The sequence below is a fragment of the Pedobacter cryoconitis genome (assembly GCF_014207135.1).
Lineage (GTDB): Bacteria > Bacteroidota > Bacteroidia > Sphingobacteriales > Sphingobacteriaceae > Pedobacter > Pedobacter cryoconitis_D.
Window position 1 is genome coordinate 16,777 of the sequence record NZ_JACHCC010000004.1, and the last position, 24,804, is coordinate 41,580.

The 24,804-nt window shown below is 42.1% G+C and carries 21 protein-coding genes; 7 read left to right on the forward strand and 14 right to left on the reverse strand.

Features of this window, described 5'->3' with window-relative positions; all coding sequences use genetic code 11:
* Positions 1-57: 57 nt before the first annotated feature.
* Positions 58-1,269: an NO-inducible flavohemoprotein gene (gene hmpA / locus HDF25_RS07665; RefSeq protein ID WP_184624165.1), complete on the forward strand. Its 1,212-nt coding sequence runs from the start codon at positions 58-60 to the stop codon at positions 1,267-1,269.
* A gap of 63 nt (positions 1,270-1,332) precedes the next feature.
* On the opposite strand, the gene HDF25_RS07670 is transcribed toward hmpA, so the two are convergent.
* A complete protein-coding gene (locus HDF25_RS07670; protein ID WP_184624166.1) occupies positions 1,333-2,124 on the reverse strand; it encodes a hypothetical protein in 792 nt (263 codons plus the stop codon).
* Positions 2,125-2,336: 212 nt separating this feature from the next.
* Here HDF25_RS07670 and HDF25_RS07675 point away from each other — a divergent pair, with 212 nt between their 5' ends.
* Positions 2,337-3,374 carry a hypothetical protein gene (locus HDF25_RS07675; RefSeq protein WP_184624167.1) on the forward strand — a complete coding sequence of 346 codons (1,038 nt, stop codon included), beginning with the start codon at positions 2,337-2,339 and terminating at the stop codon, positions 3,372-3,374.
* A 70-nt stretch (positions 3,375-3,444) separates the two neighbouring features.
* Here HDF25_RS07675 and HDF25_RS07680 read toward each other — a convergent pair whose 3' ends face one another.
* On the reverse strand, positions 3,445-5,151 hold the full coding sequence (locus HDF25_RS07680; RefSeq protein WP_184624168.1) for a glycoside hydrolase family 3 protein: 1,707 nt from the start codon (positions 5,149-5,151) through the stop codon (positions 3,445-3,447).
* Positions 5,152-5,450: 299 nt separating this feature from the next.
* On the opposite strand from HDF25_RS07680, the gene HDF25_RS07685 reads away from it, so the two are divergent.
* Complete coding sequence (locus HDF25_RS07685) at positions 5,451-6,062, forward strand: porin family protein (RefSeq protein ID WP_184624169.1); 612 nt, start codon at positions 5,451-5,453, stop codon at positions 6,060-6,062.
* Positions 6,063-6,124: 62 nt separating this feature from the next.
* On the opposite strand, the gene HDF25_RS07690 is transcribed toward HDF25_RS07685, so the two are convergent.
* From HDF25_RS07690 to HDF25_RS07745, 12 genes are all read right to left on the reverse strand, one after another.
* A complete protein-coding gene (locus tag HDF25_RS07690) occupies positions 6,125-7,435 on the reverse strand; it encodes a carbohydrate porin (RefSeq protein WP_184624170.1) in 1,311 nt (436 codons plus the stop codon).
* Between the two features lie 53 nt (positions 7,436-7,488).
* The gene (locus tag HDF25_RS07695; RefSeq protein WP_184624171.1) at positions 7,489-8,076 is read right to left on the reverse strand and encodes a lactate utilization protein C; all 588 of its coding nucleotides are present in this window, start codon (positions 8,074-8,076) and stop codon (positions 7,489-7,491) included.
* Between the two features lie 2 nt (positions 8,077-8,078).
* Positions 8,079-9,470, reverse strand: coding sequence for a lactate utilization protein B (locus HDF25_RS07700; protein ID WP_260409339.1), 1,392 nt, complete (start codon positions 9,468-9,470; stop codon positions 8,079-8,081).
* Positions 9,460-10,197 carry a (Fe-S)-binding protein gene (locus tag HDF25_RS07705; RefSeq protein WP_184624172.1) on the reverse strand — a complete coding sequence of 246 codons (738 nt, stop codon included), beginning with the start codon at positions 10,195-10,197 and terminating at the stop codon, positions 9,460-9,462. The genes HDF25_RS07700 and HDF25_RS07705 overlap by 11 nt, the downstream gene beginning before the upstream one ends.
* A complete protein-coding gene (locus HDF25_RS07710; RefSeq protein WP_184624173.1) occupies positions 10,194-11,567 on the reverse strand; it encodes an FGGY-family carbohydrate kinase in 1,374 nt (457 codons plus the stop codon). Before HDF25_RS07710 ends, HDF25_RS07705 begins: the two co-directional genes overlap by 4 nt.
* Positions 11,567-12,835, reverse strand: a complete 1,269-nt coding sequence (locus tag HDF25_RS07715) for a TIM barrel protein (RefSeq protein ID WP_184624174.1) — start codon at positions 12,833-12,835, stop codon at positions 11,567-11,569. Before HDF25_RS07715 ends, HDF25_RS07710 begins: the two co-directional genes overlap by 1 nt.
* A 16-nt stretch (positions 12,836-12,851) precedes the next feature.
* Entirely contained in the window at positions 12,852-14,972 is a 2,121-nt protein-coding gene (locus HDF25_RS07720) for a bifunctional aldolase/short-chain dehydrogenase (protein ID WP_184624536.1), read from the reverse strand.
* A gap of 16 nt (positions 14,973-14,988) precedes the next feature.
* Complete coding sequence (gene rhaT, locus HDF25_RS07725) at positions 14,989-16,077, reverse strand: L-rhamnose/proton symporter RhaT (RefSeq protein ID WP_184624175.1); 1,089 nt, start codon at positions 16,075-16,077, stop codon at positions 14,989-14,991.
* A gap of 96 nt (positions 16,078-16,173) precedes the next feature.
* Positions 16,174-17,490 carry an alpha-L-fucosidase gene (locus HDF25_RS07730; protein WP_184624176.1) on the reverse strand — a complete coding sequence of 439 codons (1,317 nt, stop codon included), beginning with the start codon at positions 17,488-17,490 and terminating at the stop codon, positions 16,174-16,176.
* Positions 17,491-17,549: 59 nt separating this feature from the next.
* Entirely contained in the window at positions 17,550-18,131 is a 582-nt protein-coding gene (locus HDF25_RS07735) for a TMEM175 family protein (protein ID WP_184624177.1), read from the reverse strand.
* A 13-nt stretch (positions 18,132-18,144) separates the two neighbouring features.
* Positions 18,145-19,104: a quinone oxidoreductase family protein gene (locus tag HDF25_RS07740; protein WP_184624178.1), complete on the reverse strand. Its 960-nt coding sequence runs from the start codon at positions 19,102-19,104 to the stop codon at positions 18,145-18,147.
* A gap of 60 nt (positions 19,105-19,164) precedes the next feature.
* Positions 19,165-19,926, reverse strand: coding sequence for an MBL fold metallo-hydrolase (locus tag HDF25_RS07745; RefSeq protein WP_221450876.1), 762 nt, complete (start codon positions 19,924-19,926; stop codon positions 19,165-19,167).
* Between the two features lie 91 nt (positions 19,927-20,017).
* On the opposite strand from HDF25_RS07745, the gene HDF25_RS07750 reads away from it, so the two are divergent.
* The 4 genes from HDF25_RS07750 (at position 20,018) to HDF25_RS07765 (ending at position 24,765) form a co-directional block, all read left to right on the forward strand.
* On the forward strand, positions 20,018-20,362 hold the full coding sequence (locus tag HDF25_RS07750) for a winged helix-turn-helix transcriptional regulator (RefSeq protein ID WP_184624179.1): 345 nt from the start codon (positions 20,018-20,020) through the stop codon (positions 20,360-20,362).
* Positions 20,363-20,394: 32 nt separating this feature from the next.
* Positions 20,395-20,805: a hypothetical protein gene (locus HDF25_RS07755; RefSeq protein WP_221450877.1), complete on the forward strand. Its 411-nt coding sequence runs from the start codon at positions 20,395-20,397 to the stop codon at positions 20,803-20,805.
* A 236-nt stretch (positions 20,806-21,041) separates the two neighbouring features.
* Positions 21,042-23,615: a TonB-dependent receptor gene (locus HDF25_RS07760; RefSeq protein WP_184624180.1), complete on the forward strand. Its 2,574-nt coding sequence runs from the start codon at positions 21,042-21,044 to the stop codon at positions 23,613-23,615.
* A gap of 10 nt (positions 23,616-23,625) precedes the next feature.
* Complete coding sequence (locus HDF25_RS07765) at positions 23,626-24,765, forward strand: hypothetical protein (protein WP_184624181.1); 1,140 nt, start codon at positions 23,626-23,628, stop codon at positions 24,763-24,765.
* Positions 24,766-24,804 lie beyond the last annotated feature (39 nt).

Below are 24,804 nucleotides of genomic sequence, written 5' to 3' on the forward strand. Positions count from 1 at the left end.
GAAAACATGCAAACTTGCATGACAATAAAGGACAAAAAGGTATTAATATATTTTATCATGACCATAGCACAAAAACAATTGATCACAGCGACAGTACCAGTTTTAAAAGAAAACGGTGTTTTATTAACGACTCATTTTTATAAAAGGATGTTTACCCATAACCCGGAGTTGAAAAATATGTTCAACATGGGGAATCAGCAAAGCGGTAAACAACAGACTGCACTGGCTATGGCGGTACTTGCCTATGCAGAAAATATAGCTAATCCTTCGGTTCTCTTACCAGTAGTAGACCGCATAGGTCATAAACACACCAGTTTAGATATCCGGCCTGAGCATTATATGATTGTGGGTCATCACCTGCTGGCTTCTATCAAAGAAGTTTTAGGAGATGCGGCAACTGAAGAGATCATCGATGCCTGGGGAGCGGCTTATCAACAACTGGCTGAGCTGATGTCGGGTCATGAGGCAAAACTTTACGAACAGCAAACCCTGCAACCTAATGGCTGGACCGGATGGCGCCCCTTCAAAATAGGTCAGAAAAAAGCCGAATCTGCCGAAATCACCTCATTTTATCTTTACCCAACTGACGGTGGAAAGGTAACACCTCATATCCCTGGTCAATATATCAGTATCCGGACTTTCCTTCCTGAACTTAATCTGAACCAGGCCAGACAATACAGTATATCCAGTGCACCGAACCAGGAATATTACAGGATCTCTGTCAATAGAGAGAAAGGTACCACTCTTGATACGAATGGCCTCATCAGCAATTACCTTCATGACTTTGTAAACCAGGGCGACGTGGTTAACCTGACCTCCCCTGCCGGGAACTTCGTCTTAACAGAAAAAACAACAGCCCCGATTGTACTGATCAGTGGAGGTGTAGGATTAACTCCTTTAATGAGTATGCTGCAAAGTCTGACAGATAACAATCATGATCAGCCTGTCACCTGGCTGCATGGCTGCCGGAATAAATCAGTGCATGCCTTCAAAGATCAGCTGAATGAGATTACCAGTACAAACAGCAATGTTAAACAATATACTTTTTATAATGTACTGACTCCTGAAGACAAGACTAGCGGAATTCTGGAGGGATACCTGGATATTAATCACATTCCGGAATTAACTGAACATCCAGATACCAGTTACTTCATTTGCGGGCCTTCAGCCTTTATCCAGAAACAATTTCTGGATCTCAAGGCCAAGGGAGTAGCCAAAGAATCAATTTTCTTTGGAGAATTTGGTCCTCAGCTTCTGAATTTAATCTAAAGCTACATTCTGGATAGCATATTAAATAATACACCCCGCTCTTTTTTGAAAGCAGGGTGTATTTTATTTAGCTACATTCCACCAGATATCTTTATCCTGTCCATGGGTTTTGATGAACTGCCATACTTTAGCATCATAATGTGCATTGGATGGAATGGCAGGGGGATCGGTACGCGGATCCAGGAACCGCTCCTGAGTACTAAACATATTCACATTAGGCCGGTTCGTTATTTTTTGTATCCTCGCATCCTGTTCTTCTAATAGCCTTACAGTAACACAATTCAGGATAATTTCTTCCGGTACAACATCCCTGAATACATTACTAAGAATTGTACTGCCAACAGGTAACCAGACACGTTCGGGTTCATAACCTAAATCCTCTGTGATATGCCTCCATGAAACAGAAATTTCATTCCTGAGACATTGAATATAATCGGGTACATCAAAACCTAATGGTAATCTGATGCAGCCAGGTCTGTTCTTCGCGTATTCTATAGCCGCAGCATCTGCATCCTCCAGGGATTTGCATGGATAAATTTTTGCACCAAAAGATTCTGCCAGAAGGGAAAATTCGTGATACTCATCATTCAATTGCCAGCAAAAAAGTGTGCAGGCAACATTCAGTTGCTGACAACTATAAGCCAGTGCCACCTGACCATATCCAGGAGGAGGGCTTGCGTACACAAATTCACTTAATCCGTTTGCTATCGCATCGGTTAAATATTTATCCAATGCGCGTTGTTTGGTTCCCCCAATCAACTTATCGTCCCGAACTACCTGAATTGTACCATTATTAATCTCCAATGGGGTGAGAATCACCCTTGGGGACAGTGTTGCTTTAGGAGAGCTTTTCATAGTTTTGATTTAAAACATAGGTATACTCATGTACAATATCACGAGACACCACTTAAATTTATGTAAACATTTAAACTAAAAGAAATTATCCGTATAATAATTTTCTCCATTATACACATTCATTCACATTTTCTCTGGTTATTCAACACTTCCTCCCGAACGAATAGAATTGAGTTTTCTATCTTAGCGACTCTAGATAACCCCTTATTATAATGAAAAAGACATTCTTAATCCTTGCTGTAACTGTAGTAAGCCACTATTCTTATGCACAAAACAGTGTTTTTCCAATTGATGGCAGAAATGTTGGTATTGGTACGACGGACCCTACATTAGCTCTTCTTCAGGTCAATGGATCAGGCGACCTGCTCGCGCTCTATTCAAATACAGGCCCTGCTCAGATTAATGCTTATAACAATTCTGATTTCAGGCTTATACAGCGAAACAATGCTCCACTAAGTTTCTGGACCAATACACTTGAAAGAATGCGTATAGACGCAAACGGGAACATTGGTATCGGCACAACAGTTCCAAAGGCCAACTTCGATGTAAACGGGAGTGGAAATTTTAGTTATGGTCTCACTTCATCCTCACTAACTGTTAACGGAACATCAGCCACTGGTGACGCGTCACAGACTAATGTGAGTGCCTTTAATAATGGTGGGGTACGTATAAATGGCAACATTGCAAATTCTGCTCAGGATGCCATCTCTTATACCTCGGGCGGCGGTGGCGGAGCAGCGGTCGGATTTGGCAGAGGATCATCATATGATACATTTATAGCTTTTTATACCAATAGTGGCTACAATTTGAAATATGGAGCAATATCAGAAGCGATGCGCATTACCCAGGCGCAAAATGTCGGCATTGGTACTACTACGCCCGATGCTAAATTAACAGTTAATGGCACCATCCATTCCAAAGCAGTGAAGGTTGATTTGAATGTGCCAGCACCTGATTACGTATTTGACACGGATTATAAGTTAATCAGTCTGAATGAACTAAAATCCTATGTAGAGAAGAATCATCATCTGCCGGAGATCCCCTCGGCAGGACAGATGGCTAAAGACGGCCTTAATTTGGGTGATATGAATACCCTGTTATTGAAAAAAATAGAGGAACTGACCTTATACCTGATAGAAAAGGATGGACAACTGGCCGAACAACAACAGAAGACCGGGCAACAGGAGAACCGTTTACTGGCTTTAGAGAAACAACTAAATACACTGACCAAAGCCTTAAACAAAAACTAACCGCAGGCAAATCCACCGGGATAGCATACAACAAAAAGGCGCAAGTTACTCTTAACCTGCGCCTTTTTGACTACAGACCTGCGTTAAACCTAAAGAACTGATTAACCGATACGGGTAATTTTCCTGTTGGTATCAGCCGGTTCTCAATAACTGATGCCGCAGCACGCTGCATATAATCATCCTTCTGATAGGCTACTACCAAAGATTTACAATTCTCTATTCCTGGGAAACTAGCCAGGTTATACGGGTTAGCAAAAAATGCAAAAACAGCATTTTTCTGCGCCATATCTTTAACCAGCATCTTCAGATCAGCACTCAATTCAAATCCGTTAGCAGGGCGTAAACGGGTATCGTGAATACCAATAATTACCTGATCAAACATACCCAGTCCTTTAACCACCTTCGCAATAGCATTCGCATCTGCATTCTTATCGAGGTTAAACGAAACAGAATTTTTATAGAAACCGCTTAGTTCACGCTGGAAAACAGTTAGATCGGGTGTACCAATACTGATAATCGCCGTTTTTTTCTCTGCGGACAAAGTTTTGAGTCCTTCCTGTCCATTTAACAAAGTCATAGACGCATCGGCCAGCTGCTGTACTAAAGCCTTACTTTCCGGTCTGTTAACCTCTGCATATACATTTTGCTCATTAAGCACGTCTTTATGATTAAGACCCGTCCAATACTTGGCCAGCAATATCCTCCGTACACTTTCATCAATTCTGTCCATGCTGATCCTGCCTTCGCGCACAGCCTTGCGTACTAACTTAATTGCCCTTTTACTATTCTCTGATAATTCCAGGATATCATTTCCGGCAATTACAGCCATTACATCAGCTTCCCCATCTTTAAAATTCTTCACCACACCTTTCATTTCCATTGCGTCAGACACAATCAGTCCGCGGAAACCAAGCTCTCCCCGCAGCAAACCAGTTACTATTGGTTTAGATAAAGTAGAAGGAAGATTTGGTGTATTATCCAGGGCTGGAATGTTCATATGTGCAACCATCACCCCTGCTGCTCCTTCTTTAATTAATTCTCTGAAAGGATATATTTCCAGGCTGTCCAGACGGGCTTTGGTAAAATTCAGTTTTGGCAGGTCATAGTGCGAATCTACGTCTGTATCTCCATGTCCGGGAAAATGCTTCAGGCTCACCAGCAATCCGCCATCCTGCATTCCTTTCATATAAGCTGCCCCTTTCAAAGCCACATTATATTTATTCTCTCCAAAAGATCTGTAATTGATAATCGGATTTTTTGCATTATTGTTAATATCAACATCAGGAGCAAGATTTAGCTGCATCCCTACTCTTTTAAAATCTTTAGCGACTTCCAATCCCATCTGATAGATCAGGTTCTTATCCTGGACTGCACCCAGTGCCATCTGGTATGGATAAGAGATGGTACTATCCAGACGCATACCCAGTCCCCATTCTCCGTCAGAAGCGATTAACAGTGGAGTACGGGCCAGTGCCTGATACTTATTCGTTAAAATTACCTGTCTTCCCGGACCGCCCTGGAAAAAGACCAGCCCTCCAATCCGTTCTTTCCTGATCACATGTCCGACAGAATCTTCAAAAGCCTGCCCCCTATTGGTATGGGCCCTTACAAAAAATAACTGCGCAATCTTATGACGCTTTTTTAATTTGTGAAAAACAGAATCTACCCAGTGATTGGGCTCATCCAAACTTTGTATATATGATTTTTTTTGTGCCTCAGCAGAAAAAACAACTGTGAACAGCAGCAGAAGGAATAGGGTAAACTGTTTTTGAATCATGAAAAATTGATAAGGGTTAGCTACACAAAGTTAATGAAAACCAGCAGACGACTACAAACGAACAGATTGTATCAGATTTGATACAGAGCAAACATTTTTTATCATGCCAACCTAAATAAAAAAAACAAAACATAAACAACTGTCTATCAGAACACGGCAAAAAATTAAACCAATTTTCGGACAGACCTCGGCTAAACTGGCACATTTATTTCTATGCACACCCCGTTAATCAAAATTAGCATGCTCGAGGCCCGCATAAGTATATGCCCGCTCAACAGTAATTAACTTAAAAATGAATTATGAAGAAGATCATTATTTTGGCTATTGGCCTTTTTGTAGCTACTGCAGCGAATGCACAGGATGGGATTAAATTTGGTGTAAAAGCCGGTTTAAACATATCAGACATTATTAAAGGCAATGGCAACAACAACTTCAACACCAAGGTAAAACCAGGCTTTAATGCAGGTCTTACAGTAGAAATTCCACTGATTGCAGGACTGGCCTTCACGCCCGAAGTACTCTACTCACAGAAAGGATACAAACTGACCTCTTCTTTTGGAGAATTCAGACAAACTACAAATTTTCTGGATATACCAATTCTGGCCAGTTTCAGGTTAGGCAGCAGCTTTAATATCGTTGCTGGTCCCCAGGTTTCCTTCTTGTTATCTACCAAGAACAAGTTTGAGAACGGATTCGGAACAGTACAGCAGACTGAAGTAGTGAATGATTCGGACAGGTTTAAGAAAAGCCTGGTGGGTGGCGTAATTGGTTTCAGATATGATATTGACAGGAAATTCGATATCCATGGCCGTTATGCACTGGATTTCCAGAAAAACAATGAGAATGGCACATCCACTACTCCAGAATTCAGAAACCAGGTGTTTTCTGTTGGTGTAGGTATTAAATTCTAAACATATTCCATACCTATGGAAAACGAGTCCCGGCTTCTTTTATTAGAACCGGGGCTTTTTTTTTAGAACTCTACATGCGCGCGCAGTGAAAAGACATGCACTGGCCCGCGGTCTTTATTATAGGCAGGATTAATCACGAACTGATAATCAGGGGTCAGGAAAAGTTTCTTCTGATAAGCATTAAATTTATAGTAAAGCTCAGTGATCATCTCCGGGGCATAATTCAGTTTACCATCACCAATGATAAAACCATAACCTCCATCGGCAAGATAGTTACGGTGATCTTTGGAAATTCCGTTGACCACAAAGGCAAGACCAGCTTCTGCATCTTTCTGTTTCCAGGCGTCTCCTTTTAAAATAGCACCCAGACTGATTGTTCTGTCAATCTCTGTAAAGGCCCAGGTTTCGGTCTTACCATCATTGTAACTTGTTTTGGCAAACATGCCAAGATTAGCATTAATATTCTGCTCCAGGTTAACGCCAAAACCATACTTATCTCTGCCGTATGCACGGGTCGAGGTAATATCAGGGGCTATTGGATTTTGTAAGATCGCTAAACGGTAACTTCCCATCATCGCTGAGTTATCATAACCCAGGATCCGTAAGGTTCCTTTTTCTCCACCAATGTTGTATCGCTTTTCATATTCCAGGGTAAAGGCATGTGCTTTACCTATCTTACCATCCCATATAGATCCATTTGCTGTATTGGTAACCATTGTCACTGCTAAACGCAGAGTCCAATTCGGCTGACCAAATTCAAATGCAGTACCAAATACATATCCCCTGGTATTGGCAGGATAGTCCCAGGCCCCATTATCCATTAATGACCAGTTCATAAACTGTGATCTCGGATCATGACTAAAAGCATTATTATCAAATAAATCACTTAACCCAAATTTACCTGCTCTGATAGAGAAGTATCTTTTTTTCCGTAAGCCGGCAAGTTGATTGGCATCATCAGCCAGTGTATCTACTTCATTCCCCCAACCGAAAGTCTGTATCAGGTAGGCTCTTGCAATATAAATGGCTGGCGCAGGAGAACCTATTCTGAAGGTTTCACCGTTCGTAAATCCCGCAACCCCTAATGCCTGGCTTAAACCTTTTCCACCGGCCATTTCGGGATTGAAATAGAATTCGGCACCCTTCCATAACCTTGCCCCGCCAAATAAAGTTGTCGTAAAAGAAGTTGCACTTTCGCTTTTAGGAGAAAGACTATTCGTTCCAGAGTATTTAGCATTAAAGCCAGGTTTTGCCTGTGTAATTATCGTCTGTTGAAAATGGAGATTAAATCTCTTCTTCATCAGGCTGTCTGTCTGCGCGTAACTGTGACTAACTACCAGAGTAGCAATGGCAAGTAAAAGGGTCTTTTTCATAAGCTGGCGCAAAGATATTAGAATGCCATTAAAAAGAGATTAAGAAATTCTTTCTAAACATACATAAAAATAGTCATGCTCCTGGGGCCATGTGCCCCCAGTACCAGGGATTGTTCTATATCTGCTGTTTTGGATGGCCCGGCTATAAAAGTCCCGAAACCATAATCTGCTGTTCCTATTTTCTGATAGGCCGTGTGCATATCTGCAACAAGACCTGAGATTTTAATCAGAATCACGATATGCTGTGTAATAAAAGGTAATACCCGAATGCCCATCTGGTCTTCGGTCAGCCATAAAGCAGAGTTCTCGGCAACGCCAAGACTGGAATTAAAAATGGCAACGTCAACATCTGCATAGGTATGCGGGTCTTCATTTAACTGAAACAAAGGAATATCAGGCGAAACGAGTTCTGGTACAGTAGTCAATATCCGTTTTTCTTTGGAAAAGATGGAAGTAATGGTCGTCTGTATCTCCTGAAGATTATCAGGAAGATAGATAGTACTCCCGATACCTTCAGCCACCGTTTTGAACTTAGTAACTAAATCGACAACTTCTTCCCGATCTGTGGGGATAGCTAAAGGAAGAGGAACGGGTTCCGGCTGGTTTTGTCTTAGTGCGGCTAATATTTGATCTCTGCTCATCCTTATTGATTTTCTTTTTTATACCATTCGCCGAAAGATTCTTTAGGCACTGCAGGCATTTCTCTTTGTTTATACCAGGGATTGAACTGGTTGTTCACTGCAAAAGGGATATGTTTTAATACCCATCTTCCTGCCTTTCCGGCTGTACGGTAAACACCAGGGGAAGAAAGTGTAAAGGTCATGAGTTTCATGCTTAGTTTTTTAGAAGAGGCTGCATACCCCTCTTTAACGATGACCTGTCTCCATTTATAAAGTTGCTGATGGATATCAATTTTTACCGGACAGACATTGGAGCAGGAACCACAAAGTGTAGAAGCAAAGGGTAAATCTGCATATTTCTCTCTGTCGAGATTAGGAGCAAGAATTGCACCTATGGGCCCTGAAATTGCATAATGATAACTATGTCCACCACTCCTGCGGTATACCGGACAGGTATTCATACAAGCTCCACAGCGAATACATTTTAAGGAAGCCCTGAAATCTTCACGTCCCATCTGAACCGTACGACCGTTATCAACCAGGACTATATGCATTTCCTGGCCCTTTCTTGGTTTTTTAAAATGACTGGAATAAGTGGTCACTGGTTGTCCGGTAGCACTCCTGGCCAGCAGCCTTAAAAAAACGCCGAGATGTTTCCGTTTTGGAATAATCTTTTCGATACCCATACAGGCTATATGTACATCTGCCAGGTGGGCTCCCATATCCGCATTCCCCTCATTGGTACAGACTACAAACTCACCAGTCTCTGCAATCGCGAAATTCACACCTGTCAATGCTGCTTTACGGGTCAGAAATGTTTCTCTGAGGTGTTGTCTGGCTGCCTCTGTCAGGATTTGCGGATCTGATGTTCCTGCAGGAACACCAAGGTGCAAATGAAACAGATCTCCGATTTCTTCTTTTTTCTTATGGATACAGGGTAATACAATATGACTGGGTGGTTCTTTGGCCAGCTGCACAATCCGCTCACCCAAATCGGAATCAATCACACCAATGCCTTTCTGCTCCAGATATTCATTGAGGTGACATTCTTCTGTCAGCATTGATTTACTTTTAACCATCTGGCTGATGCCATGTTTCTCCAGAATGGAGTGTACGATCTGGTTATGCTCCAGGGCATCTGCTGCCCAATGGACAATGATTCCGTTGGCTTTGGCATTTTCCTCAAAACTAACCAGATATCCGGCCAGTTCTGAAAGTACATGGTCTTTAATTTGTGAGGCTTTTTCTCTCAGTGTTTCCCATTCAGGAATACTACCGGCCGATTTATCTCTTTTCTGCCTGATCCACCAGAGTGTCTCATCGTGCCAGTCTACCCTTGCTTCGTCCTGATTAAATGTTTCTGATAACTCTGGGTGTGTTTTGGTTGCTCCGCTCATCAAAATCTTATTCTGCATTTAGTATCTCTGCAATGTGCAGCACTTTTACCTGACTATTCTCTCTTTTCAAGATCCCTTCCATATGCATTAAACAAGACATATCTGCACCGGTGATATATTCTGCACCATTAACCAGGTGATCTTTAACTCTGTCTTTACCCATTTTCACGGATACGGCCTCCTCCACCACACAAAATGTCCCGCCAAAACCGCAGCATTCATCTCCTCGTTTCAGCGTAATCAGCTCCAGACCTTCAACCTGTGACAGCAATTGGAGAGGTTTGGAAAAACCGGGTGCAACGAGTTCGCTCATCTGGGAAAGATATAAACCTCTCTGGCCATGACAACTTTGATGCAGGCCCACCTTATGCGGGAACCTGGCTTTAAGGTTTTTCACTTTAACAATATCAACCAGGAATTCTACCAGTTCATAAACTTTGGTTCTGATTTCGGCAGCCTGATTTTCGGAATGCGTAGTATGTAAATGTTCCTTAATATGTAATACACAACTTCCCGAAGGAGATACGATATAATCGAATTCAGCAAAGTTATCTACAAACAACTGATTGCAACCCTGGGTCAGATGTTCAAACCCCGAATTAGCCATCGGCTGCCCGCAACAGGTTTGCCCGGTCGGATAGGTAACATCCAGCCCTAGTTTTTTAAGCAATTGATAAGTAGCAATGCCAGCTCCGGGATAAAACTGGTCTACGTAACAGGGAATAAACAAGCCTACTTTCTTCATAGGGTAAGGCTGTTGGGAATAGCATAATACTTTAATTCAATCAGATCGTTCGGCATAGGTTTCGCATTCCAGGATTTATGGATAGCCAATGCTGCCCCAATTGCAGTAGCCTGTGCCACAGAGGCGGCAAAAACTGCTGTATCAGGAAACATTCTGGCCATCAGGTTCATATAAATTTCATTTTTACTGAAGCCTCCGTCTACGAAAATCCTCTTCACCTGCTGATCCGCCATCACTAATTTGGTAGAGGTGTGCTGCTGGACTGCAATATCAAGAATTAACTGGTGATATGCTATAGTATCTGACGAAAAATGAGAAAGATTACGTTTAATGAAATGAAGTTCCTCTCCATCGAGATATTTATACTCTTCTTTAATTAAGCTATCTGCAATAGCTGCATCGTACGGCATTGTTCTGTAACGGTTTATCCCTTGCTTAAAATATCCGGCTATCCGTCTCAATTGCTGATCATGTTCATATCCCGCAAAAAGACGAGAGGATTTTACTGGTTTTCCCTGATATTGCAGATAACAGAGACAGTTTTTTTCAAGTTCAGCGGTTGTTAAAGGAGTATGATTAAAGGGGTTCAGACTAATACACCAGGTACCTGTAGAGATCAGCACAAAAGGCTCATGAAAACTAAACAGATAAGGGATTAATGCCGCAGAACTATCGTGTAAACCGCTTCCAGCCTGAAATGACTTTCCTTCAAAAACAGTTGAAAAAATTTGTCCGGCAGTCGTAATAGGGGGTAGTTTTTTTTCCAGGCCTTCTTCTTGTACCCAGTTATGATATTTATTTTGTCTAAAATCCCAAAGTTGTGTATGGCAACCTATACTGGTTAACTCTGAGCAGACAATTCCGGAAACCAGATAACTGAGATATTGGGGGAGATGTACTGCATACCTTATCTGCTGATAAAGTGCTGGTTTTTCTTTTTTGATCCTGTACAATTGCATCCCAGAGTTCAGACTTCCTGAAGCTGGTGAAGCTGTAGCCAAAGCAATTTCCTCTCTGGTGCCGTATTGCTGATAGAAATCCTGCTGAAGCTCTTCGGGATAGCTCTTCAGGTAATTATATAAAGGTGTTAGTGGGTTTCCGTGTTCATCGATATAAACCAGACTCGCTCCGTAAGCAGAGAAATTCACTGCTTTGACAGCAAACTCTTTGTGTCTGAACAGCTCGTGTAAGGTATCATAAATGGAAGCTTTCAGACTTTCGAGGTTTTCACAGGGATCTCCATCTTCATCTGTCATTTCTTTAAAACGGGCGGTCCGTTCAAAGACAATTTTATAGTGCTCATCAAATACAAAAACCTTTTTATTCGTTTTGCCGACATCGAATACAATAATAACGGGGATAGCTTCCATTATAATCCAATGGCTATGGTTTTCTCTCCTCTGTGGTTAATTAGCTTTTTTCTGACTTGTTGTTCACGGAAGAGCTGTAAAGGCAACGCAGCACCTCCGTTTCGCAAGCGGGCTTCGCGGACAATCGCTCTGACATCGGTCCGAAATGCGTGCTGCAGAATTTCCTGGCAGCGCACCACATCATTTTCCAGTTGTGCATTATTCAGTGCATTCCGATCAATTAACAAAGCTTGCGTATAGGCCAAAAGAATGGCTTCTACAGATTGTAACAGGTCTTCAAGCGGATCTTTGACATTATGTGAAGTATCGATCATCCAAGCCAGTCCCCGGGCATGATCGATTCCTTTAGCATCGAGCCCTTCTACCAGCTCATTAAAAATAAGGAATAACTGATAGGGTTTTATACTTCCTGCGGTTAAATCATCATCCCCGAATTTAGAATCGTTGAAATGAAAACCTCCCAGCTTATCTTCCATCAGTAAAAGGGATACAATCTGCTCTATATTTGCATTCGGCAGATGGTGTCCTAAATCTACCAGGGTATAGGCTTTAGAGCCTAATTTATTCGCATATAATAAGGACTGCCCCCAGTCTCCTACTGTAGTCGAATAGAAATTAGGTTCAAAAGCCTTATATTCTATAAATACCTTCCAGTTTTCTGGTAATGCGGCATATATTTCTGTCAAACTTTCGAGCGTATTTTGAAAGGCCTTTCTGAAACTGAGTTGCCCTGGAAAACAGGAACCATCGGCCAGCCAGATGGTCAGTGCATCAGATCCCAATGCCACCCCTTGCGTTATCACCTCAATATTATGTACTATCGCCTGCTGGCGGACCGCTTTATCTACATGTTGTAATGAACCATATTTATAACTGTACTGCTGTCCGGGCTGATCCTGAAAAGTATTTGAATTCATCGCATCAAAATGCAATCCATGATGCGTTGCAAGAGCTTTGAGCTGTGCGGTATCAGCTGTTTTATCCCAGGGAATATGCAGGGAAACGGCCCCGCTCGCCTGATTTAGCTGATGTAATAAGGCTATATCTTCTATTTTCTCTTCCAGGTTGCGGGGTTCACCTCCACCAGAAAAGCGGCCGAAACGTGTCCCTCCTGTACCTAATGCCCAGCTGGGAATAGCTAACTGAAATTTCATCACCTGCAGGACTATTTCTTCTATATATTCATTTTCTGAAGAGATGAAATCAAACCGTTTTTGATGATCATGCTGTAATTTCTCATTATGAGCTGCTATAACGTGCTTTTCCATTTTATGATTTTTTTGATTACCGTACAAATGCCGGAGCAATCCCGCCATCTACATTTAATACATTTCCAGTTGATTTATTCAACAGCCCACCTGTAAATGCCAGACAGGCATTCGCAATATCTTCGGGCAGAATAATTTCATCGAGTAAGGTGCGTCTGGCATAAAATGCGGGTAAATCTTCGACCCTGATACCATAAGCTTTTGCCCTGCCGACTGCCCATTCTCCTTCCCAGATTTTACTTTCAGCAATCACAGCGTCTGGATTCACTACATTAACCCTGATTTTATCATGACCTAATTCTGCTGCGTTTAGTCTGCTCAAATGAAGCTGTGCAGCCTTGGCAGAACCATAACCGGCATTGTTAGGACCGGAAACCAATGCATTTTTACTGACTATATTCAGGATATCACCTCCCATATCCTGTTTACGCATTATATTTACACCAGCCTGGGTGACTTTGAACTGTCCTTTCACGAGTACATCATAAAGTAAATCCCAGTCGTGGTCTGTATGTTCTTCGATCGGTTTGGAAATAGATAACCCCGCGCAATTCACAATCAGATCCACGCCTCCAAAAGCCAGGGCAGCCTTCTGGAATGCATTTTGAATATCGTCTCCACTGGTTACATCAAGTTCGGCTGTGATGTAGGCATCTTTTCCAAAGGATTGACCAAATTCTCTGTCAGCACTTATCAGCCGCTGGGCATCATTATCACTAACCACAACAACAGCTCCTTCTTCGGCAAACTTTCTGGCTATGGCTTTTCCTATCCCCCCTGCACTTCCTGTAATCAGGGCAATTCTACCTGAAAGGGCCTTGGGTTTGGGCATTCTTTGTAGTTTAGCTTCTTCAAGTAACCAGTATTCAATATCAAATGCTTCCTGAGCTGGCAAAGCGGTATATTCAGAAATCGCCTCTGCCCCTTTAATGACATTAATTGCATTGATATAAAATTCTGCTGCGACTCTTGCAGTCTGTTTATCCTTTGAGAAGGAGAATAAACCTATTCCGGGGTATAAAATAATTACAGGGTTGGTATCACGGATAACCGGACTGTCCTTCTTTTTATGTTGCCTATAATAATCGGCGTATTTTGCTCTGTAAGCTGCAAAAGCTGGCATTAATCTTTCTTTGAGCCACCCGGGACCGGAAAGATCTTCTTCCGGACTCAGGTCTAAAACCAGTGGGGAGATTTTGGTCCTTAAGAAATGGTCGGGGCAGCTTGTTCCAAGGGGAGCCAGTCTTTCCAGATCATTTGAGTTGATAAATTCAAGTACCGGGGACGCATCGGTAAAGTGTCCGATCATCTGTTTTTCTGTGGAACAAAGCCCGCGCAGTACAGGCGCCAGTAAAGCAGCTTGTTTCTCTCTCCGGGTCTTTTCCGGGCTTTTTATTTTTTCTCCGCCAAATATAGGTGACTTCTTCCCATAGTGTTCCTCCAGATAAACCGCACAGGTTTCTACCACTTCAAGTGTATTCAAATAGCTTTCATAAGCGGTATCGCCCCAGGTAAATAACCCATGGGAACCAAGCATAATTCCCCGGATTCCAGGGTTTTCATCGAGACATTGTCTGAGCTTTAGCCCGAGATCGAATCCCGGGCGCTGCCAGTCTACCCAGCCAATAGTTCCTTTAAAGAGGTCTTTTGTGATTTGTTTTCCATCCTTTGCCGCGGCAATCGCAATGGCTGCATCGGGATGTAGATGATCGATATGTTTAAAGGGCAGAAAGCTATGTAAAGGGGTATCTATAGATGGCGCCTTTGACCGGAGATCATAAATACAGTGGTTGAACAACTCAACCATCTCGTCTTCGCGATCAACTCCCTGATAAATATTTTCCAGGTTTCTCAGCCGGTCGAGGTATAAGGCGGAAAGCCCATCGCGCTTTAGTGTTCCAATATCTCCCCCGGAACCTTTGATCCACATGACTTCAACGGTTTTACCGGTAAGGGGATCAACAGCCTCCGTCTTACAGGAAGTATTCCCTCCTCCGTAATTAGTCAAGCGCAAATCTGCACCCATTAAATTTGACCGGTATAATAAAAGTGCAACGTCGTCTCCATCCAGACTGGCAGCTTCGGCTTCATCCCACAGATAGTTCACATATTTAAATCTTGCTTTTTCTACAGACATCTGATTTAAGATTTGATTATTTAATTGAGTTCCCATAGCCAATAACAATTATGGAGAGCATAATGAGTGTAATTCCTGTTAAAACCATCGAAAAAGTTTTCCGGCTTGCAGCTTTCCATTCTTTCAATACGATTCCCCATACATTCGCAACCAGAATGATGAAAGCCATATGTAAAATCCAGGAACTGGCCCCGTTTCCGAGTTTGCTCTCGCCCATTCCGTAGAAAAAGAACTGGAGGAACCAGGTTGTACCCGCCAATGCACAAAAAATATAGTTTGCCAGCAATGGTGTTTTTTTATCGCTATAATCTTTAAATGTTTTATTCCGGCTGTTCAATATCAGACACCAGAAGAGATTAGTGGTTAATCCTCCCCATAACAAAACGACATAGGTGACATTATTCTGGTAGAGGAACTCTCCCTGTCCGGGATGTAATGTTTTCCAGAGTTGGTTGGCTTCATATGCCATATCTTTCCCCGCATCTATCCCAAAAGCAAAACAGGCACTCAGAATTCCTGAAATGATCGCAACCAGCAATCCACGGCCAATCTTAAATTCTTTTTTTAATTGAATACTGTCCTGATCGTTCAGCTGCACCGCCAGATCCCTCTCTCTTCGTCTGCCAGCCTGACCACACAAAATAATTCCGAGAATACAAATGACCAGGCCGGCCAGCACCCATTGCCCCCAGGGCATACTGATCAGCTGGGTAAACTGGTCTTTACCGGCCTTTGGATAGATATCGTAATAAACAGCAGGAACCAATGCCCCGAATACGGCACAGAGGCCCAGTATAATTGAGCTGCCCAGAGAAATACCCAGGTATCTCACGCCCAGGCCATAGGTCAGACCGCCTATGCCCCAAAGTACACCGAAAGAATAAGTCGGCCAGAGTATAGCCCCATGGGTATGCTGAATAATTTCTCCGAAACCAGGAATAGTCAGCCAGGCAGCAAGGGGTGGAACAATCAACCAGGAGAAAAGGCCACCGGTAATCCAGTAGCTTTCCCAGGCCCAGCCCCTGACCTTTTTATAGGGTATATAGAAACTGCCTGACGCAAAACCGCCGATAAAATGGAATATAACACCGAGAATAACTTGCATAATTGGTATAATATCTGGTTAGAATATAAACAATTATAAAACTTACTATCGGGTTAACTGTACCGTACTGTCTTGGTTCACAGACAGCAAATCAATTTATTGCATTTCGAGATCAACGATAGTATCAATGGCATCCTGATTAACTTTATCGAGGTAGAGAATTAAACCCTCTGGTTTTTGTTTAAAGGCAATCTTCTGCCTGTCACTAAATAAAGACGCGGAAACGACTTTATCTTTTAGCTTGGGAACCAATATAGAGGCCGCATTTTCGCCCTTTAAGATATGCACGTAAATATGTTTATCCATTCTGGTTGCAGTTCCCCATTTCTGAACAGGAATCACGTTTCCTCTTGTTCCATAGATAGTTTCTCCGTTTTTCTTCATCCAGGCTCCGATATGATTCAGCGTATCTGTAAACTCGGGCTGAATCTCCCCATTAGGCATAGGGCCGATATTGAGTAAGAAATTGGCATTACCCCCTGCTGCACTAACCATATAATGGATGAGTTGAGGTACGGACTTGTAATTGGTATCCGTCAGATTGAAACCCCATGAATTGTTCATGGTTTCGCAGGTTTCCATCGGCAATGCCGAAGCTGCTGCACCTCCGAAACCAGTGGTATTCCCACCTGGAAGATCTTTTTCAAACATCTGGAAGTCTTCTCCGGCCAGCGGAACGTCATGATGATTATTACCCACTAAACACTGAGGCTGCAACTGATGGATTAAACCATAGATCTCGGCAGTATGCCAGTCCACCTCTGACTTCATTCCGGTTTTTTTAACCTGATCCCAATATCCATCAAACCATATCCCGTCTATTTTCCCATAATTGGTCAGTAATTCGGTCAGTTGGTTTTTCATAAACTGTATGTAGTCATCCCAGTTGCCATGTATCTTCCGCCCCGTTCCCTGACCGGTTCTGCCTGTCCAGTAAGAATAATCTTCTCTTCGCCAATCCAGCAAGGAATAATATAAGACTAATTTGATCCCCTGTTTATGACATTCATCAGCCATGAGCTTCACAATATCTTTTTTATAGGGGGTATGCATGATATTAAAATCGGAATATTTGGTATCCCACAGACTAAAGCCATCGTGATGACGGGTGATTAAAGTAATATACTTCATCCCGGCATTTTTTGCGGCGCTCACATATTTCTCAGCATCAAAATCTATCGGATTAAAAAACTTCTCCAGACGGGTATAATTCTGAACAGTAATATTCCTGTCGTTCATCACCCATTCTCCCGAACCGGGAATACTGAAAGGCCCCCAATGGATAAACATCCCGAATTTCATATCCTGAAATGCTTTCCGGTTAGCGAGGTTTTCTGAGGTGGGTGTATAAGTTTGTGCTTTGGTAAACAGGAATACGGCTAGAAAGGCCAGAAGAAGGAACAGTCTTTTCATAAAAAATCTATTTGGTTAGCATGGTAATGGATTGCCATTCAATAGATAATATTACGAATTTATTCTCCTTCCGCCAGACTTTTTTCTATCCTCGAGTCGGGAATAAACCAGATAATGGCAACCAGTACATACAAACTGAAGCTTATCCAGGAATTAACCATAGACAAACTGATCGCAATGAGATAAAGTCCGACAGATATTTTGCCTTTGGTTCCTCTGCCTATAGCCCTACTCAGATTCGAATTCTTCCCATCGTTTTTAATGAGCAGATGGGATAAGATGGAATAGGCAAATGCACACATCACCATAACGACACCATAAAGTGCCATAGGCCAGGAACTGAAATGGTTCTCTCCCATCCAGGCTGTAACAAAAGGGATCAGGGACAACCAGAATAACAGGTGCAGGTTAGCCCACAAAATACCCCCGTTTATGGTTTTTACTGCCTGGAGCATATGGTGATGATTATTCCAGTAGATACCTACGTAAACAAAACTGATCACGTAACTGATAAACACCGGGATCATCGGAATTAATGCCTTGGGACCATCGCCATGGGGAACTTTTAATTCCAGTACCATAATGGTAATAATAATGGCAATCACACCATCACTAAATGCTTCTAATCGTCCTTTATGCATGTCTATTAAATATTTATGGGATTAAAATTATTTTTCCGGTGCTTTTTCTGCTCTCCAGGAAATCATGGGCTTCTTTACCCTCAGATAATTTAAAAGATGTGGGCGCAGCTAAAGAAATCTTTTTGGTTCTGATCCAGTCAAATAGCTGACCCGATCTTTGAATACGCTCTTCTGCTGAAGTCAGGTAACTCCATAAATCTCCGCCGGTAAGTGTTTTAGAGCCATCCATGAGCATTCTGGGATCGACAAAAGCAGGGTCTCCACCGCTCATCCCAAAAAACACGACCTGACCACAGTCTTTAGTTACATTGAAACTATCTGACAAGGTACTGCCAACACTATCATAAACGACATCAACTCCACCAGCCGCCGCGCGCAGAACCTGTCTTTTCCAGTCATCACCGTATAAATAGACTTCGTCAGCCCCATTCTGACGGGCAATTGCTGCTTTTTCTTCTGAAGAAGTTAATCCGATAACTTTAGCACCAAAGATCCTGGTGATCTGGGTCAGTAACTGACCTACCCCTCCCGCAACCGCATGGATCAGGACCTGCTCTCCAGCCTTGATCTGATGGCTGTCTGTAGCCAGATAGTGTGCTGTCAGCCCCTGCAATAAAACTGAAGCGGCGGTCTCAAAACTAATATCATCTGGCAATGGAAGGGCATGGGTGACGGGTAAGGCAACATATTCTGCATTGGCAAAAGGCACATCGGCAAAAGCCACTCTGTCTCCTTTCTTAAATCCGGGATGCTGGTTGGCATCAGCAACGATCCCTGCGCCTTCGTAACCTGCAATGTAGGGAGGCTCTCCGGTCAGGTGGTAATTTCCTTTTCTCCGATAGATATCGGCGAAATTCAGCCCTATGGCCTTCATTTCAACTAATATTTCGCCTTCTTTTAAGACCGGGGCTGGTACTTCAATATATTCCAGGACTTCGGAACCGCCGAAGCTGGAGAAAGTTAATGCTTTCATATTTTCTGATAATTCTAAACCAATGCTATAATCGCTAATGTATAAAAATCATTCAGATACCTAAAACATGAATTCACCGTCTTCAGGAACATGGCAGTTCTGGTCAAGTCCTTTTGCCGCTATGGCCTGTCTGATTTGTTCCCTGCTTTCAGTACCATGGTTTACGGCTTCTAGGTGAACAACGTATTTTTTGGCTCCTGGTGCATAATTGCAAACCCGGATAATGTCTTCAATATCCATAACTATCGGATTACCAGCAATAAACCTGGCCGCGCCGCCATTAAGGACTATATGTGTAGGTTTATACTGTTCTAATGCAGCGATTACTTCTTCACACCAGATGGTATCACCTGCAATATAAAGGGAATCTTGTCCGTAGCTGATCACATACCCGGAAACAATACCCATACGCTCCCCTATTTCACCGGTACCATGCTGACCTCCGGTACGACTGAAGCTGATCCCCTGCCAGGTCAGTTCTTCTTCTATGGGCCTGACATTAGTAAAGCCCGCCTGATGTATGGTTTCGATATCAACAGGCTGGCAAAACAAGGTAATATCTTTAGGAAGCAGTTCCATTGCTGTCTGATCCCAGTGGTCTGTGTGGAGATGGGTCAATAAAACGGCGTCCAGCTGGCTGATCAGCTCTTTTAACTGTTCACCATCGATCGGCAAATCGACCAGGGGGTTTCTCCTCGTATTATTTGTTTGCATAAAGGGATCATAGCTCTCTTTTGGAGCAAGCATCGGATCAATCAGTATATTTTTACCATTGACATGCAATAACTGTGTAGCATTACGCAAGAGTTGCAACTTCATCATATTTATCTAAATTTGTGAAGCAAAGGTTAAACTCCTGCCTGATACCTGCAAGAAATTCACCCTTAAGTAACCTGTTCACTAATTAGTAACCATGGACTACAACCAGTTTAAACATTGTGGGCTTAACGTAGCATTGGGCATTTTATCCGGCAAATGGAAGGCGATTATTCTGTATCATCTGTTTCACCAGGAATCTATGCGTTTTACCGAACTATGGCGTATCATCCCCAAAGTTACGAAAAAGGTACTGCTGGAACATCTGAAACAAATGGAGCACCAGGGATTACTGATAAGAAGTGAGGTTAACACTTTTCCACCTGAGGTTTATTATAAACTGTCCGATAAAGGAAAAGCCCTTGCCCCGGCATTAAGTGCACTCGAAGTATGGGCCAATGAATATGCCCGGGAAGAAGTGGATTTATTAAAATCAAAATAATCTGTTTTAGTATCTTAATTATTTGTCAATCAATGTCTCCTAAAAATATAACCGCTTCATTCTTTTTACTGGCTACCCTTTTCCTTGTTTCATTCAGGCCTGTTGAAAACCCTGCAAATAAACCAGATGACTGTTATCGTTATCTTACTGAGCTTGTCCGCAGCAGTAATTTTCCGCTGAAAGGTTTTGACAGGAAGAAAGTAAACCTGCTGATCGATGAGGACAGCACTGATTCGCTAAGGCTGAAGTTATTTTTTGATACTGAAGGTACGGGCACCCTGGGATGGGTGATGTATTATCCTAAAGAAAGAAAACTGACCAATATTACTGTTGATCCTGAGGCCCCCGTAGTACTCACTTTTAATCAACATTTCGCAGAGGCTTATGAAAAATGCAAAGGCATAACTGTGACCGGTACTCGTGCAGGTAAAAAGACACATTAGTCAGACAACTAACAATCAACACATTACAACAAAACATTATCCTTTCCTTAGCCGGGAAAATGGGATAACTATATCTATACTTAACCTTTTCTATGTTAAGTATCTCACATTAAAACCGCATTAATACGCCAATTCTTCATGATTATTTAATACTCCCGTTTTAATAAGTTTTTTTCGGATATGCACTTTTGAACCCGCTAATTCAATTTAATGCAATTTTCACTTAATCAAAAGGCATGAAAAAATCTTTACTTATTAAAATTACCTTACTCATCCAGTTTTTTGCTATCAGCGCATTCGCCCAGCAGAAAATCAGTGGTAAGATCGTCGATTCATTGACTAATGAATCTCTGCCAGGAGCATCCATCGGCTTTAAGGGTACCCGAAATTTCACTTCAACTTCGCTTGATGGAAGTTTTTCATTACAAAAACAAGATGGCTCAAAAGTTCTGATTGTATCTTTCATTGGATACAACTCAAGAGAAATCATCCTTAAAGAAGGAAAAACAAATCTTGGAAATATTAAAATTGTTCCTAATTCGAGCTTAATGTCAGAAGTGGCGATCATTGGGTCAAACGTTGCGATTGACCGGAAAACTCCGGTAGCTGTTTCGACAATCAATGCGCAGCAGATCGAGGAAAAAGGCAGTAGCCAGGAATTCCCTGAATTGTTGAACTCTACCCCGGGTGTTCAGGCAACAAAACAGGGTGGTGGTTTTGGAGATTCCAGGATCAGTATCCGCGGTTTCAGTACAGCTAACCTGGCGATTATGGTTAATGGTATTCCAATTAATGACATGGAAAATGGTTCTGTTTACTGGTCAAACTGGGCTAGTTTAAGAGATGTTACTTCTTCTATGCAGGTTCAGAGAGGACTTGGTGCAACGAAACTTGTTGTTCCGTCTCTTGGAGGTACTATCAATATCATTACCAAAAGTACTGATGTTGAAAAAGGAGGATCAATTTCGCAAACAATTGGAAACGACGGCTTCCTGAAAACATCTGTTTACGTTTCTACGGGGATGAATGACAAAGGATGGGCCTTCTCTGCTCAGGGCTCACGTACATCTGGTAATATGTATGCTGAGGGTCTACAATTTACAGGATATAATTACTTCTTTAACCTTTCCAAGAAGTTTAATGACCACCATACGCTTTCCCTGACAGGTATGGGCGCCCCACAGTGGCACGGACAAAGATCGAGTAAACAAACGATTCAGGCATTTGAAGATGCTCCGCAAGGGATTAAATTTAATCCGGACTGGGGTGTTAAATACGGACAGGTGGTGAATGTGAAGAACAATTATTTCAATAAACCAATTGTTTCCTTAACGGACTACTGGACTATCGATGAATCATCGAGTTTATCAACTGTACTGTATGCCTCTCAGGGTATAGGTGGCGGAGGTTCAAACCTGGGCAGTGTTGCGCTTCCAAGAGTAGGTGGATATGCTTATGCTCCTTATGATTTAGACGCTGCAATAGCAGCTAACAAGGCAACAGTTGATGGAGCTGCCGGATCTTATCTGTATGCCTCAATCAACAACCATAACTGGTTTGGTGCTATGAGTACTTATAACAGAAAATTAAATAAGTACCTAAATTTCACAGGAGGAGTAGACCTGAGATACTATCAGGGAACTCATTACGTAAAAATTACTGATCTTTTAGGGGCTGACTATGTATCGTATCCTTGGTTGGGCATCAATAGTTCAAGTACTTATCGTGGAGATATCAACAACCCTAACCCGATGTTAAAAACCGGTGATAAATTTGAATATAACTATAATAGTAAAGTACTTTGGGAAGGTGCATCAGGTCAGGTAGAATACTCGAAAGATAACATTACTGCTTTCGCTTCCCTGGCAGCATCCAATACCTCTTATAAAAGGATAGACTTTTTCAACTATACACCAGATGATCCGGCAAGGACTACGCCATACAAGAGCTTTTTAGGCTACCAGGCTAAAGGTGGAGCAAATTATAACCTGGATGAACACAGCAATGTATTTGCTAATATTGGTTACCTGGAGAAAGCGCCTATTTTCACAAACGTATTCCTGGAATATAAGAACTTTATAAACCCGGATGCTAAAAATGAAAAAATGTTCAGTTATGAACTGGGTTATGGTTACAGAAGTAAAACACTTACTGCAAACATCAACCTGTACAGATCTACCTACAGAGACCGTGCTAGGGCTGTAAATCAGACCCTGGCTGACGGAACAGTATATACTTTTAACTTATCAGGTGTAAATGAATTACACCAGGGTGTTGAATTCGATTTCAGATACAGACCTATCCAGGCTGTTACCTTAAGCGGTATGCTTTCTATGGGTGACTGGAAGTACCTGAATGACATCGGTCCTGTAACAGTTAATGCACAAACTGGCAGCAATCTTCCTCCTCCAACGATTTCTAAAGTTTATCTGAAAGGACTGAAAGTTGGTAATCAGGCACAAACCACGGCAGCACTTGGTCTTGATGTACAGGTATTACCTGAGTTAAAACTAGGTGCAGATTATAATTATTATGGTAATTATAACGCCGACTTTAACTTCTACAACTATACTAAAGCAGGTGCAAATCCATGGAAAATTCCAAATTATTCGTTGTTAGCCCTGAATGCTGTTATCAAGTTCAAAATTGCCAATTTAAACTCTTCATTAATCGTAAACGTGAACAACGTATTGAATACTAAATATGTTGCAGATGCATATGATGCCAATGGTACAAGCACGGCTGCGGGTTCTACTGTTTTTTATGGATTTGGCAGAACATGGACTACCGGACTAAAAATCAATTTCTAAAATTACTATCATGAAAAATTACATCTATATTTTCCTGGCAATGGCTGCCGTTGCATTTGCCTCTTGTAATCCGATGAAGGATACAATTAATAACCTTACCCCTGCCCCTGCTACCCGTACGATAACTGTAACCTCAACGGCTAATTATGAAAGCCTTGCGGCAGCTAATACAGGCATCACTGCGATGTTAAACAAATCTTACCCTCAGCTAGGTGACGGGACGAAAGCGAATGTGACTTACAGTTATAAAACAAACACCGTTAAACCTGTTGATAGTGTTTATGCAAATATTCAGTATACGGTTACTGCTGCTGACTATACAACAGGCGCTCCTGCTGTAGGAAATGGTACCAATAAAAATTACAGTGCTGCACAGGTACTCTCATTTTTAGAATACAAGTATCCGCAGGCTACAACTGATGCTAATAAACTGGTATTGTTAACCTATACATTTTTCCAGTCGGGTGTAACTCCGTCAACTGGGACATTGGTTACTGAAGCTTTCTTATTACAGGCAATCGGCTGGCAAAAAATCTACCTTGTTTCTCCGGCACAATACACTGCGCTGGGAAGAGGGGTCAATAATGCCTTTGTCTCTGCTGATGTGGCTACACTTGCTTCTTCTCTTAATGCACTTTTAAAAGCTGATCCTGCGGTCATGTTAACTGTGAAACTAGGCGATGTAAGATATATCACTTATAAATATTATGTATCTGCCACAGTTTCTCATCAAAAAGTGTTTGTACTGACTTATGATGGTACAAACTGGTCGCCAAGTACTACACTTGCTTTCCTTAAACAGGGAGGTAAATGGATTCCAGATCCGACTATTTACTATACGATGGTTGCTGCCGATTATGCTAATCTTAATCTTCCGAATGTAAATTATACTTTCGGAACGACAGCAAACAGAGCAAACGTTGCACAATATAAAAGTTTTAATACCAGTGCAACCAACGGCACACAATGGTCTACAACCGAAATCAATGGTGCTTTGGCCTATACACTTAACCTTAAGTTCCCTAATGCCGTGGCGGACCCACAAGTGTCTTATGTGATTACTTATTATGCTTATGCAGGAAAGTATAGCTATGTACCGGTGAAGTTCTTTAAAACGGCTACTGGATTCGTACTGGCAGATCAGCAATAAAAATTATTCTTCCAACAAAAAGCCCTGCTTTGAAGATCA

Bases quoted from the DNA above. Each gene is read 5' to 3' on its own strand.
- HDF25_RS07730 (WP_184624176.1), bottom strand. From the start codon at position 17,490: ATGAAAAGACTGTTCCTTCTTCTGGCCTTTCTAGCCGTATTCCTGTTT.
- HDF25_RS07755 (WP_221450877.1), top strand. From the start codon at position 20,395: ATGTCTCCTAAAAATATAACCGCTTCATTCTTTTTACTGGCTACCCTT.
- HDF25_RS07700 (WP_260409339.1), bottom strand. From the start codon at position 9,470: ATGCAGAATAAGATTTTGATGAGCGGAGCAACCAAAACACACCCAGAG.
- hmpA (WP_184624165.1), top strand. From the start codon at position 58: ATGACCATAGCACAAAAACAATTGATCACAGCGACAGTACCAGTTTTA.
- HDF25_RS07695 (WP_184624171.1), bottom strand. From the start codon at position 8,076: ATGAGCAGAGATCAAATATTAGCCGCACTAAGACAAAACCAGCCGGAA.
- HDF25_RS07765 (WP_184624181.1), top strand. From the start codon at position 23,626: ATGAAAAATTACATCTATATTTTCCTGGCAATGGCTGCCGTTGCATTT.
- HDF25_RS07685 (WP_184624169.1), top strand. From the start codon at position 5,451: ATGAAGAAGATCATTATTTTGGCTATTGGCCTTTTTGTAGCTACTGCA.
- HDF25_RS07705 (WP_184624172.1), bottom strand. From the start codon at position 10,197: ATGAAGAAAGTAGGCTTGTTTATTCCCTGTTACGTAGACCAGTTTTAT.
- HDF25_RS07670 (WP_184624166.1), bottom strand. From the start codon at position 2,124: ATGAAAAGCTCTCCTAAAGCAACACTGTCCCCAAGGGTGATTCTCACC.
- HDF25_RS07745 (WP_221450876.1), bottom strand. From the start codon at position 19,926: ATGATGAAGTTGCAACTCTTGCGTAATGCTACACAGTTATTGCATGTC.
- HDF25_RS07740 (WP_184624178.1), bottom strand. From the start codon at position 19,104: ATGAAAGCATTAACTTTCTCCAGCTTCGGCGGTTCCGAAGTCCTGGAA.
- HDF25_RS07675 (WP_184624167.1), top strand. From the start codon at position 2,337: ATGAAAAAGACATTCTTAATCCTTGCTGTAACTGTAGTAAGCCACTAT.
- HDF25_RS07750 (WP_184624179.1), top strand. From the start codon at position 20,018: ATGGACTACAACCAGTTTAAACATTGTGGGCTTAACGTAGCATTGGGC.
- rhaT (WP_184624175.1), bottom strand. From the start codon at position 16,077: ATGCAAGTTATTCTCGGTGTTATATTCCATTTTATCGGCGGTTTTGCG.
- HDF25_RS07680 (WP_184624168.1), bottom strand. From the start codon at position 5,151: ATGATTCAAAAACAGTTTACCCTATTCCTTCTGCTGCTGTTCACAGTT.
- HDF25_RS07715 (WP_184624174.1), bottom strand. From the start codon at position 12,835: ATGGAAAAGCACGTTATAGCAGCTCATAATGAGAAATTACAGCATGAT.
- HDF25_RS07710 (WP_184624173.1), bottom strand. From the start codon at position 11,567: ATGGAAGCTATCCCCGTTATTATTGTATTCGATGTCGGCAAAACGAAT.
- HDF25_RS07760 (WP_184624180.1), top strand. From the start codon at position 21,042: ATGAAAAAATCTTTACTTATTAAAATTACCTTACTCATCCAGTTTTTT.
- HDF25_RS07720 (WP_184624536.1), bottom strand. From the start codon at position 14,972: ATGTCTGTAGAAAAAGCAAGATTTAAATATGTGAACTATCTGTGGGAT.
- HDF25_RS07690 (WP_184624170.1), bottom strand. From the start codon at position 7,435: ATGAAAAAGACCCTTTTACTTGCCATTGCTACTCTGGTAGTTAGTCAC.
- HDF25_RS07735 (WP_184624177.1), bottom strand. From the start codon at position 18,131: ATGCATAAAGGACGATTAGAAGCATTTAGTGATGGTGTGATTGCCATT.